Genomic DNA, 12364 nt, shown 5'->3' with positions numbered 1-12364 from the left:
CACACGACCTAGGGAGCCACGGCTCTGACGTCGATCGGCACCGCGCCCGTGCGGTAGCCGCGCTCGTCGAGCAGATGTCCGTTCAGCTTCATGGGCCACAGGGCCACCGCCCGGTCGACGACGGTGAGCGCGGGCACGCGCTCGGCGAGCCGGACCTCGAAGCGCTGCGCGTCGTCGAGCGAGCGGACCCAGGCGACCACCTTGAGGTTGTGGCGGCCGATCACGCCCGCGCACAGGCGCACCTCGCGCGCGCCCGCGACCTGTTCGGAGACCGGCCGCAGATCGGCGGGCGCGACCCGGCCCCACAGGATCAACGAGACCGGCCACTCCGACAGGGGCCTGGCCACCTCGCAGCGGACCTGTGCCATCCCTGAGGAGAGAAGGCGGTTCACCCGGCGGCGCACGGTGTCCGGGCTGGTCCCGCATCGCTCGGCCAGCGCCTTGTGGCTCGCCCTGCCGTCCACGGACAGCGCGGCGAACAACGCGTGGTCGAGGTCGGTGAGTTCGAAGACGGGCGTGTCCGCGCGGGGCGCCGCGGAGTCGGCGAGCCGGGCGATCTGCTCGCCGCCCAGGGCGCGCAGCCGCCACCGGCTGCCCTCCGTGTACACCGTGCTCGCCAGGTGGGTGCGGGTGGTGACGATGCCGGTGAGTCCGCCGAGCCGGTGAGTCACCCAGTGGGTCAGCGCCGACAGGCGGGGCGCGAGGACCGTCAGCAGCAGGTCGCGGCCGCCGCTGACGTGCTCGACGGTGATGACGTGCGGGTCCGCCATGAGCGTGCGGCCGACCTCGGCCAGGCGGCCGTTCGCGCAGTCGACCTCGACGAACGCCAGACACCCCTGGCCGGCCTCGGCGACGGCCGGCGCCGGATGGCAGCCGATCCAGGCGGAGCCCGTCCGCGTCAACCGGCTCCAGCGCCGGGCCACCGTCACCGGATCCACCCCGACCGCCGCGCCGATCCGGGCCCACCCGGCCCGCGGCGCGATCTGCAGGGCGTGCACCAGGGCCTGGTCCAGGTCGTCGAGCGCGGGTCTGCCGAATTCCTGCACTACAGCTTCTCTCCTGCGTAATCCCTGCGATTCGGATCCCCATCCTGCGTCAGGGCCGCACCCTGACGCCATTCCTCGCGTCTCCCCGCCGCCCGCCGGCCCGTATCAGGAGGTTCGTCCCGCATGCCGCTCATCGAACGCGCCCAGGAACTCCAGCCCGCACTCGTCCGGCTGCGCCGCGCCCTGCACCAGGACCCCGAACTCGGTCTCGACCTGCCCCGCACCCAGGAGAAGGTCCTCGCCGCGCTCGACGGACTGCCCCTGGAGATCACCCTCGGCAAGGGCCTGAGCTCCGTCACCGCGGTGCTGCGCGGCGGGCGGTCCGGCGGCGCGGTGCTGCTGCGCGGCGACATGGACGCGCTGCCCGTCACCGAGCGGAGCGGCGTGGACTACGCGTCCCGGGTTCCGGGCGCCATGCACGCCTGCGGCCACGACCTGCACACCGCCGGGCTCGTCGGCGCGGCGACCCTGCTCTCCGAACGGCGCGAACAGCTGCACGGGGACGTGGTGTTCATGTTCCAGCCGGGGGAGGAGGGCCACAACGGCGCGAGCGCGATGATCGAGGAGGGCGTGCTCGACGCCGCCGGAAAGCCCCTCGACGCCGCGTACGCGCTGCATGTCGCCGCGAACACGCTGCCCGGCGGCTGGGTCGCCACCCGCCCGGGCACCGTCACCTCCGCCTCCGACCAGCTGAGCGTGACCGTGCGCGGCAAGGGCGGCCACGGTTCCACCCCGTACAGCGCCAAGGACCCGATCCCGGTCGCCTGCGAGATCGTCACCGCGATCCAGACCTGGGTGACCCGCCGCTTCGACCTCTTCGACCCGGCTGTCGTCACCGTCGGCACCTTCCACGCCGGCACCACGCAGAACGTCATCCCGGAGACCGCCACCTTCAAGGCCACCGTGCGCAGTTACTCCGAGACCGCCCACGAACGCCTCATCGAGGGACTGCCCCGGCTGGTGCGCGGCATCGCCGAGGCACACGGCATCGAGGCCGAGGTGACGTACGACGTGATGTACCCGGTGACGGTCAACGCTCCGGACGAGACCGCCCTCGCGCTCGAGACCGCCCGCGACCTGTTCGGCGAGGACCAGGTCTGGCAGGCACCCAACGCGTCCAACGGCTCCGAGGACTTCGCGTTCGTGCTGCGGCGCGTGCCCGGCGCGATGCTCATGGTCGGCGCCGCACCCGAGGGCGCCGACGTCGCGCACGCCCCGATGAACCACTCCCCGCTGGCCGTCTTCGACGACACGGTCCTCGCCCGCCAGGCCGCCCTGCTCACCGCGCTCGCCGAGCGGCGCCTCGCGCAGGGGGCAGCCGCGTGAGCGCCACGGGCGCCGCCACGACAGGCAGGGGCGAGGTGCGTGCCGTTGTCGGGCTGCTCGTGGCCTTCGAGCTGGTCAGCGGGTTTCTGCAGGGCGCCGCCGTGCCGATCGTGCCGGAGATCCGGGACTGGCAGGGCATCGGCACGGGCCAGGCCCAGTGGTTCACCACCGTCCAGTACCTGGCCGCCGCGGTCAGTGTCCCGGCCTTCGGCCGCCTCGGCGACCTGTACGGACAACGACGGCTCATCCGTGTCGCCCTCGTCGTGATCGCCGTCGGCACGGTCCTCGTCGCCTTCGCCCCGAACCTGGGCGTGCTGCTGCTGGGCCGCGCCCTGATGGGCCCCCTCGCGGCCCTCCTGCCCCTGGAGATCGGTCTGGTACGGGACCGGCTCAGCGTCGACGGCGGACGCAGGGCCGTCGGACTGCTGGTCGGCACGCTCACCCTCGGCACCGTCCTCGGGCACGCCCTCGTCGGGCCCCTGCTCAGCCTGCTCGGCGAGCTGCGCCCCACGCTGATCGCCCTCGCCGTGCTCGCCATCGGCTGCGCGGCCCTGTCCTGGACCGCGATACCCGAGTCCCGCACCCGGGCGAGCGGCAGGATGGACTGGTCCGGCGCCGCCCTGCTCGCCGTCGCCCTGGTCACCCTGCTCGGCACCGTCGCGCGCGGGCCGTCCTGGGGCTGGCTGTCCGCGCCCACCCTCGGCGGACTGCTGCTCTGCGCCGTGCTCCTGTACGGCTGGGCCCGGCTCCAACTCGCCCGCCCGTACGCCCTGGTGGACGTCCGCGCCCTCGCCCGGCGGGACAGCGCCCTGTACTACGCCTGCGGGTTCGTGCTCGGCGCCGTGATGTTCGGCGGGCAGACCGTCGCCGTCACCTTCATGGCCGCCTCACCGGCCGACGAGGGGTACGGGTTCGGCCTCGCGGCCTGGCAGATCAGCCTGTACGGCGTCATACCCAACATCATGGCGTTCGCGGGCTCCGCGCTGTGCGCGGCGTTCGCCGTCCGCGTCGGATACCGGCGGCTGCTGTTGCTCGCCTTCGCGCTGCTCACCGCGGGGTACGTGGGTCAGATCGCGCTGCACTCCGCGCTCCTGCCGTTCGCCGTCGCGGGCGCCCTGGTCGGCGTCGGCTGCGGGCTCGCGCTCGGCGGGCTGCCCACCGTGATCGTGGAGGAGAGCGCGGCCGACCGCACCGCGAGCGCCACCGCCGTCTACAACAACCTCAAGACGCTCGGCGGCAGCGTCGGCGGCGCCGCCTTCTCGGTCGTCCTCGGCTCCGTGGTCATCGGCACCACGGACACACCGGCCCTGGCCGCCTATGTGACCGTCTGGGCGGTGGGTGGAGCGGTCTGCGCGCTCGCCGTACTGCTCCAACTCGCCCTCGGCGGGAAGGAGTCCAGGTCACAGGTGTCCAACCTCGGCGCCCCGGCGGGATCAATTCCGGACGGCCCTGGCTAACCTGCACGGGTGACCACCGACCTGATCCTGCTGCCGCGCGTCGCCTATCGCGGGCAGGAGATCACCGCGCCCCGGCTCAGAGGGCTGCTCGCCCTGCTCGCCGGTGACCCGCGCACCGGCTGCAGCACCGAGCGGCTCGTCGCGGGCCTGTGGCCGGACGAGCTGCCCGAGCGGCCGGGCAAAGCGGTGCAGGTCCTCGTCTCCCGGGCCCGCGCCCAGCTCGGCGCCGACGTCATCGCCAGCACCCCGACCGGCTACCGGCTCGCCCTCGCCGCCGACCGGGTCGACAGCACCGCTCTCCTGCTGCACGCGGCCACGAGCGCGGAGCGGGCCCGGGCCGGGGACCACGCGGGAGCGCTGACCGCGGCGGAGGCCGGGCTCGCCCTGTGGGAAGGAGCCCCGGACGCCAGCGGCGACGACCCGGTCGCGGCGCTGCGTGGCGAACGCGCCCCGGTCCGCGCCGCGCTCGCCCGGGCACGGGCCCTCGCCCTCGCCCGCCTCGGCCGGCACACGGAGGCGGCCGGACCGCTCGCCGAGACCGCCGCCCGGCACCCGCACGACGAAGAGGTCCTCGCCGAACTGCTGCGCGGCGAGGCGGCGACCGCGGGCCCCTCCGCCGCCCTGACCCGCTACGAGGCGTACCGCCGCGAGCTGCGCGACGCGCTCGGCACCGATCCGGGGCGGCAACTCAAGGACGTGCAGCAGGAGTTGCTGCGCGGCGAAGCGCCGGTCGTCCGCCGCGGGGTGCCCCACGAGCCGAACCGTCTCCTCGGCCGAGACGAGGACGTCACAGCGGTGGAGACGCTGCTGCGCACCTCCCGCGTCGTGACCGTCGTCGGCCCGGGCGGCCTCGGCAAGACCCGGCTCGCGCACGCCGTCAGCCGCCGGGCCGCGCAGCGCGTCGTGCACTTCGTGCCGCTGGCCGTGGTCTCGGCCGACGCGGACGTGGCCGCGGAAGTGGCCTCCGCACTCGGCGCGGCCGCCGCCCCGACCTCACCGTCCGACCCGGTTCCCGGCATTCTCCGCGAGCTCGGCCCCGGGCCCGCCCTGCTCGTCCTCGACAACTGCGAGCAGGTCGTCCGGGGCGCCGCCGACCTCGTACAGGCCCTCGTCGCGTCCTCCGGGGACCTGCGCGTCCTCGCCACCAGCCGGGCCTCGCTCGGCCTGACCTCCGAGGCGGTGTACGCGCTGCCGGAGCTCGAACTCGCCACCTCCATCGAGCTGTTCACCCAACGCGCCCGCGCCGCCCGGCCCGGCGTGGAACTGCCGCCGGACGTCGTGGCCGGGCTCTGCCGCCACCTCGACGGGCTGCCCCTCGCCGTGGAACTCGCCGCGGCACGGGTCCGTGCCCTGTCCGTACCGGAGATCGCCCGCCGCCTCGCCGACCGCTTCACCCTCCTGCGGGGCGGCGCGCGGGACGCCCCCGAACGCCACCGCACCCTGCACGCGGTCGTGGACTGGAGCTGGAACCTCCTCGACGACGACGCCCGCGCGGCGCTGCGCACCCTGTCCGTCTTCCCCGGCGGCTTCGCGGGGCAGGCGGCGGAACGGATCCTGGGCCCGGACGCGCTGTTCCTCCTGGAGGAACTGGCCGGGCAGTCGCTGGTCACGGCGGCCGACACCTCGACCGGTGTGCGGTTCCGGATGCTGGAGACCGTACGGGAGTTCAGCGCGGCCCGACGCGCCGAGGCAGGTGAGGACGAACCCGCCGTGGACCAACTCCTGCTCTGGGCACGTGAGTTCGGGGAGGCCCACCACGACGTGTTCTTCGGCTCGGAGCCGCTGCCCGGCTGGGAGCGGATCAAGGCCGAGCAGGACAACCTCGTCCTCGCCCTGCGCCACGCCCTGGCCCGCACGGACCGTCCCACCGTCGCCGCGCTCACCGCCGTCCTCGCCACCCTGTGGTCCAACGACGCCAACTATCCCCGTCTCGCCGGCCTCGCCGCGGACACCGGACCGGTCCTCTCGCACTACCGTCCCGGGCCCGCGGACGTCGAAGTCGCCCGCGCCGCGGCGGTGTTGTGCGTGGCGGCCCTGTTCGTCGGCTCGGGCGTCAGCGCCGTACGCCAGCTCGTCACCCTGCGCCGACTGCCTCCGGCGCCGCCGGACACCCTGCTGCGGGCCGCGGCGGTGGTCCTCGGCGCGGTGCCCGAGATGGTGCCGCCCGACTACGCCGTGCTGCGGCGGCTGTGCGCCGACGAGCAGCCACTGGTCGCGGGGATCGCCGAGAGCATCGCCACGTACGTCTGGGAGCACGAGCACGACATCGGCCGCGCGATCGACTCGGCCCGCCGGATGCTCACCGAACTGGGACCGGCCGACAATCCGTCCGTTCAGCTGATGGCGCACTCACGGCTGAGCGAGCTGCATCTGCGCACGGGCCGCGGGGAGGAGGCGTACGAGCATCTGCGCGCGGTCCTCGCGATCGTGCCACGACTCAACGACGGGCACGACTACCTCTTCATCCGCTGGCACCTGGTCCTCGCCTGTCTCCAGCGCGACGACCCCGACGAGGCCGAGTACTGGCTGCGGCAGACGGAGCGGGACAACGCCCGCCGGCAGGACACCTACTACCGGCCCGACCTCGGCGGCCGCGCCGAGATCGCGCTGGCGCGCGGGCTGACCGAGGTGGGGCTCGGACTGTGGCGCGGTGCCGTGGAGCAGATGCTCGCCGCGGGAGCGCGGGACAGCGCGGACGCCACGCTCGAACCATGGGCGCTGGTCATGCAGTCGGTGGCGGTGACGGCCCATGCCCACGCGGGGCGTCTCGAACCGGTCGCGAAGACGGTCGGCCGGCTGCGGGGCTGGCTGCACGCCGTGGCCTGCGCTCCGTCCCCGGCGGACCTCTACGCGTTGGGGCCGGTGCTGCACGCCCTCGGACTGGTGGAGATCGGGGCGGACGCCGCACACGCCGCACGGATGATCGCGCTGGCCGAACGGCTCGGCGTGGGCCGCGAGTTCCAGCCGACGATGTCGCGGGACCGGGCCCGCCGAGCGGTCGAGGCCGCCGGAGACACGGCCGGGGCGGCGTACACCGACGCGGTGTCGGAGTACGCCGCCCTGGAGCGGGACGAACTGGGCGACGCGGCCCGCTCGCTCACTTCGGGTCGCGGTTGAACGACGCCGTCGCCCAGCGGTAGCCGAGCGCGGCCAGCGCGACGCACCAGATGAGCGCGATCCACCAGTTGTGCCCGATCTCGGTGCCGAGCAGCAGCCCGCGCAGCGTCTCGATGGCCGGGGTGAACGGCTGGTACTCGGCGATCGGCCGGAACCAGCCCGGCATCGTGTCCGCCGGGATGAAGGCGCTGGAGATCAGCGGCAGCAGGATCAGCGGCTGGGCGCTGTTGGCGGCCGCCTCCGGGTTCGGGCTGGCCAGCCCCATGCCGACGGCGATCCAGGTGAGGGCGAGCGAGAACAGCACGAGCAGCCCGAACGCGGCCAGCCACTCCAGGACCGTGGCGTCGTGCGACCGGAACCCGATGGCGACGGCGACGGCGCCGACGAGCACCACGCTCGCCACGCACTGCAGCACACAGCCGGCGACGTGCCCGATGAGCACCGATCCGCGGTGGATGGCCATGGTGCGGAAGCGGGCGATGATGCCCTCGGTCATGTCGGTGGCGACGGAGACCGCGGCGCCGATCACCGTGCCGCCGATGGTCATCATCAGGATGCCGGGGACGATATAGGCGATGTAGTCGGAGCGGTCGCTGCCGCCGATGCCCGCGCTCATCACGTCGCCGAAGATGTACACGAACAGCAGGAGCAGCATGATCGGCGTGAGCAGCAGGTTCAGCGTCATCGACGGGTAGCGTCGGGCGTGCAGGAGGTTGCGGCGCAGCATCGTCCGCGAGTCGCGGACGGCCAGGTTCAGAGCACTCATCGGACGGTCTCCTTCGGCTGGTCGGTGCTGGTGCCGGTGCTGGTACTGGTGCTGGTCAGGGCGAAGAACACGTCGTCCAGGTCGGGTGTGTGCACGGTCAGCTCGTCGGCCTCGATGCCCGCGGAGTCCAGCCAGTCGAGGATGGAGCGCAGTTCGCGCTGGCTGCCGTCGCTGGGGATCTGCAGGGACAGCGCCTCGTCGTCGCGGGTGCCCTCGCGCAGGGTGACGGCGGCGGACCGGTAGGCGGTCGGGTCGGTGAAGCGGAGCCGGACGTGGCCGCCGGGGACGATCCGCTTCAGCTCCTCCGCGCTGCCCTCGGCCGCGATCGCCCCGTCGTGCAACACGGCGATCCGGTCGGCGAGTTGGTCGGCCTCTTCGAGGTACTGCGTGGTGAGGAAGACGGTCACCCCGTCCGTCACCAGCTCGCGGATGATGCCCCACATGGTGTGGCGGCTGCGCGGGTCCAGGCCGGTCGTCGGCTCGTCGAGGAAGATGATCCGCGGGCTGCCGACGAGCGTCATGGCGATGTCGAGGCGCCGCTTCATGCCGCCCGAGTACGTGGAGGCGGGCTTCTTCGCGGCCTCCACCAGGTCGAAGCGCTCCAGAAGTTCGGCGGCGACCCGTCGTCCCTCGCTCGCGGACAGGTGGTGCAGGTCGGCCATGAGGAGCATGTTCTCCTCGCCCGTGATCAGGCCGTCGACCGCGGAGAACTGACCGGTCACGCCGATCACGGCGCGCGCGGCCTGCGGGGCGACGGCCAGGTCGTGGCCGCCGACCCGCAGCTCACCCGCGTCGGCACTGATCAGGGTCGAGAGGATGTTGACGGCGGTGGTCTTGCCGGCGCCGTTCGGCCCGAGCAGGGAGAAGATCGTCCCCTCCGGCACGGCCAGGTCGATGCCGTCGAGCACCACCTTGTCGCCGTAGGACTTGTGGAGCCCGTGCGCCGCGATGGCGAGCGTGGGCGATGTCGTTGTCGTCATGCCGCAGAGATTGCGGCATGACGCTCTCAACGTGGCTTCACACCGGTCTCAGTCCCCAAGAGAGTCGTGAAACCGGCTGAAACCACAGGTCACAGCACCCGTCGCCGCCTGCCGAGCCAGGTCTGCGCGATGACCACGACGGCCAGGAACGCGCCGCTGACCACCTGCTGGTACGCGGAGTCCAGCGAGCCGATCTGGTTGATCACGTTCTGGATGACCTTCAGGAGCAGTACGCCCACCAGCGACCCGCTGATGAAACCGAAGCCGCCCGTGAGCAGCGTGCCGCCGATGACGACCGCCGAGATCGCCTCCAGCTCCATGCCGGAGCCGAGGATCGTCACCCCCGACACCAGCCAGGCCGCGTTGAGCGCCCCGGCGAGGCCCGCGCACAGCCCGGACACCGTGTAGACGCCGATCTTCGTACGGGCCACCGGCGCACCCATCAGGGCCGCCGCGTCCTCGTTGCCACCGACCGCGTACACGTACTGCCCGAAGCGCGTACGGCGCAGGGCCACCGCACCCAGCACGAACAGGGCCAGCGTGATCCACACCGGGACGCCGACGCCGAGCAGCTTGCCCTGGCCGAGCGTCGCGAAGAACGTGGACTTGTCGACGAGGTACGTCGTCGAGCCCTCGTCGGTGATCGCGAGGAGCAGGCCGCGCGCACCGAGCATCGCCGCCAGCGTGACGATGAAGGGAGCGAGCCGGGAGCGCGCGATGAGCAGCCCGTTCACCAGGCCGATCAGCCCGCACACGGCCAGCGGGAGCAGCAGCGCGACGACCGTCCCGTACTGCGAGCCCCAGGCCGCGAGCACGCCGCCGAGCGCGAACAGCGAGCCCACCGACAGGTCGATGCCGCCGGTCACGATCACGAACGTCATGCCGAGCGCCACGATCGCGAGGAACGCGGACGACAGCGCCATGTTCTCCAGGTTGTCCCCGGTCAGGAACGTGTCGAAGGAGAACGACGCGACGATCACCGCGATCACCAACGTGACCAGGGCGCCGTGCTGTTGAGCGAGCGCGCTCAGCCGCTCCGCGCGCGTCGCGCCGAGAGGTTCCTCCTCGACCGTCCTGGCCGGCCCCACCGGTGCCGCTTTCGTGGAGTCCGTCATCGTCATCGCTTCCCCCGCTCCCTGGCCGCGTAGACGGCGAGCACGATCACCACGGCCTGCGCGATCTGTGTCCACGACGGCGGCAGGTCGTGCTTGATGAGCGTGGCCGTGAGCAGCTGGATGAGAACCGCGCCCGCGACCGTGCCGCCGATCCGCACCCGGCCGCCGGTGAGCGGCGTACCGCCGACCACGACCGCCGTGATCGCGGAGAGTTCCATCAGATTGCCGAGCGACGTCGGGTCGCTCGCGGTGAGGCGGGCGGTCGCCAACACCCCTGCCACGGCGGCCAGTACGCCCGAAATGACGTAGACGAGGACGAGGACCCGGCGCACCGGAAGTCCCGCGAGCTTCGCGGCCGGCCGGCTGTCACCGATGGCGAGCAGCTGGCGGCCGAACGTGGTGCGCCGCACGACGAACGCGACCAGGAGCGCGAGCGCCGCCGCGATCAGCACCAGGTAGGGGATGCCGAGCACGTCACCGGTGCCGAGCGAGCGCAGGCCCGGGTCCCGGACGTCCTTCAGCTGGGGGAGCAGCACGAGCGCCAGACCACGGCCCGCGACCATCAACGCCAGGGTGGCGACGATGGGTTGGACCCCGATGAAGGCCACGAGCGCGCCGTTCGCGACGCCGACCAGGGCGCCGCCGACGAGTGCCGCGACGACGGCGATCCACGCCCCGTACCCGAGATAGAGGGAGATGAGGGAGGTCGCGAGCGCCATCACCGAGCCGACCGACAGGTCGACGCCCTCGCTGCCGATGGCCAGGGCCATGCCGAGCGCCACGATGAGCACCGGGGCGACCTGCACGGCCTGCGTGCGGAAGTTCTCCGCGGACAGGAAGTGCGGGGTGAAGGCGATGTTCGCCAGGAGCAGGACCGCGACACCGGCGTACACGCCGTAGTCCTGGAGGAGGCGGAGCAGCCGGTCGCGGTCGAGACCGGCCCGGCCCAGGGTCAGATCAGTCAACGGACGGCCCTCCAGGCCCGCCGAGTCCGTCGGACTTCCCGGTCTTCACGGTCTTGACGGTCTCTACCGTGGTTCCGGGCGCTCCGGCGGGAGTTGCGGCAATGGCGCGCATCAGTCGGTCCTCCGTGACCGCGTCTCCGGTGAGCTCGGCGACCACCGCGCCGTCCTTGAGGACGACGACCCGGTCCGAGCCCTCGATCAGCTCCTCCATGTCGGAGGAGATCAGCAGCACGCCGAGCCCGTCGTCCGCCAACTCGTCGATGAGCTTCTGGACTTCGGCCTTGGCGCCGACGTCGATGCCGCGGGTCGGCTCGTCGAGCAGCAGCACCTTCGGGTTCATCGCGAGCCAGCGGGCGAGCAGCACCTTCTGCTGGTTGCCGCCCGACAGCTCGCCCACCTTCTGGTGCGGGCCCGACGCCTTGATGCGCAGCCGCTCGACGAAGGTGTCCACGATCCGGTCGATCCGCGCCTCGTCGACGAGGCCGAACCGGGACAGGCCCGGCAGCGCCGCCAGCGCGATGTTCTCCCGCACCGAGAGGCCCGGCACGATCCCCTCCGCCTTCCGGTCCTCGGGCAGCAGGCTGATGCCGGCCCGGATCGCGGCCGGGGTGGATCCCGTACGGACCGCGGTCCCCGCCACCACGACCCGGCCGCTGTCCGTGGGCAGGGCGCCCGCGATCGCCTTCGCGGTCTCGCTGCGCCCGGAACCGAGCAGCCCGCCGAGCCCGACGACCTCCCCGGGCCGCACCTCCAGCGACACCCCGTGCAACTGGTGGCGGACGGTCAACTCCTGTGCCCGCAAAACTGGTTCGGAGGCCGCGTCGTGCTCACCGGAGAACTTCGTGAGTCCTTCGTCCTGTACGTCGCCGATGGCGCGGCCCAGCATCAGCGACACGAGGTTCAGCCGGTCCAGGTCCGCGAGCCGGCCCGTGTGCACCAGCTTGCCGTCACGCAGCACGGTGACCGCGTCGCACACCTCGTACAGCTCGTCGAGGCGATGGCTCACGTACACGACCGCGATGCCGCGCTCGCGCAGCATGCGGATCACGCCGAACAGGGTCTGCACCTCACGCGGTTCGAGCGACGACGTCGGCTCGTCCATGATGACGACCTTCGCGTCGACCGACACCGCACGGGCCAGGGCCACCATCTGCTGCGCTCCGACGCCGAGTTCGCGCAGCGGGCGCTGTACATCCACCCGCACCCCCAGTTCACGCAGGGCCGCGGCCGCCTCCCGGTGCATCCGCCGGAAGTCGATCAGTCCCAGCCTGTTGCGGGGCTCGCGGCCCAGGAACAGGTTGCGGGCCACGCTCATCAGGGGGACGAGATTGACTTCCTGGTAGATCGTGGAGATGCCCGCGTGCTGGGCATCGAGCGGCGTGGAGAAGCTGACCCCTTGACCGTCGTAGGTCAGCTCGCCCGCGTCCTGGTCCGGCTGGTACACGCCCGTGAGCACCTTGATGAGCGTGGACTTGCCCGCCCCGTTCTCCCCGATGAGCGCGTGCACCTCCCCGGCGCGCGCGGTGAAGTCGACACCGTCGAGAGCGCGCACGCCGGGGAAGGTCTTGCTCAGGTTCTTCACCGACAACATG

General features: G+C 72.6%; 9 protein-coding genes. 3 read left to right on the top strand and 6 right to left on the bottom strand.

The window, feature by feature from the left end; all coding sequences use genetic code 11:
* Positions 1-8: 8 nt before the first annotated feature.
* Positions 9-1046, bottom strand: coding sequence for an Lrp/AsnC family transcriptional regulator (locus B072_RS0131445; protein ID WP_018533942.1), 1038 nt, complete (start codon positions 1044-1046; stop codon positions 9-11).
* A gap of 123 nt (positions 1047-1169) precedes the next feature.
* On the opposite strand from B072_RS0131445, the gene B072_RS0131440 reads away from it, so the two are divergent.
* Genes B072_RS0131440 through B072_RS0131430 form a run of 3 tightly spaced genes read left to right on the top strand, consistent with a single transcriptional unit; the run spans position 1170 to position 6946 of the window.
* Complete coding sequence (locus B072_RS0131440) at positions 1170-2372, top strand: M20 metallopeptidase family protein (RefSeq protein ID WP_018533941.1); 1203 nt, start codon at positions 1170-1172, stop codon at positions 2370-2372.
* Positions 2369-3829, top strand: a complete 1461-nt coding sequence (locus B072_RS0131435) for an MFS transporter (RefSeq protein WP_234018960.1) — start codon at positions 2369-2371, stop codon at positions 3827-3829. Before B072_RS0131440 ends, B072_RS0131435 begins: the two co-directional genes overlap by 4 nt.
* A gap of 9 nt (positions 3830-3838) precedes the next feature.
* Positions 3839-6946, top strand: coding sequence for an ATP-binding protein (locus B072_RS0131430; RefSeq protein WP_018533939.1), 3108 nt, complete (start codon positions 3839-3841; stop codon positions 6944-6946).
* On the opposite strand, the gene B072_RS0131425 is transcribed toward B072_RS0131430, so the two are convergent.
* The 5 genes from B072_RS0131425 to B072_RS44515 all read right to left on the bottom strand — a co-directional run bounded on the left by B072_RS0131425 (position 6927) and on the right by B072_RS44515 (position 12363).
* Positions 6927-7712: an ABC transporter permease gene (locus B072_RS0131425; protein ID WP_018533938.1), complete on the bottom strand. Its 786-nt coding sequence runs from the start codon at positions 7710-7712 to the stop codon at positions 6927-6929. The genes B072_RS0131430 and B072_RS0131425 overlap by 20 nt on opposite strands.
* Positions 7709-8692, bottom strand: coding sequence for an ATP-binding cassette domain-containing protein (locus tag B072_RS0131420; protein WP_018533937.1), 984 nt, complete (start codon positions 8690-8692; stop codon positions 7709-7711). Before B072_RS0131420 ends, B072_RS0131425 begins: the two co-directional genes overlap by 4 nt.
* 89 nt (positions 8693-8781) lie before the next feature.
* The gene (locus B072_RS0131415) at positions 8782-9813 is read right to left on the bottom strand and encodes an ABC transporter permease (protein WP_018533936.1); all 1032 of its coding nucleotides are present in this window, start codon (positions 9811-9813) and stop codon (positions 8782-8784) included.
* A complete protein-coding gene (locus B072_RS0131410; RefSeq protein WP_018533935.1) occupies positions 9810-10772 on the bottom strand; it encodes an ABC transporter permease in 963 nt (320 codons plus the stop codon). The genes B072_RS0131415 and B072_RS0131410 overlap by 4 nt, the downstream gene beginning before the upstream one ends.
* A complete protein-coding gene (locus B072_RS44515) occupies positions 10765-12363 on the bottom strand; it encodes a sugar ABC transporter ATP-binding protein (protein ID WP_018533934.1) in 1599 nt (532 codons plus the stop codon). Before B072_RS44515 ends, B072_RS0131410 begins: the two co-directional genes overlap by 8 nt.
* Between the last annotated feature and the right edge of the window lies 1 nt (position 12364).

The sequence above is a fragment of the Streptomyces sp. HmicA12 genome, assembly GCF_000373565.1.
In the GTDB taxonomy this organism is placed as follows: Bacteria; Actinomycetota; Actinomycetes; order Streptomycetales; family Streptomycetaceae; genus Streptomyces.
Note: the sequence above shows the minus strand (reverse complement) of the source record. Positions and strands in the feature narration are given on the sequence as shown.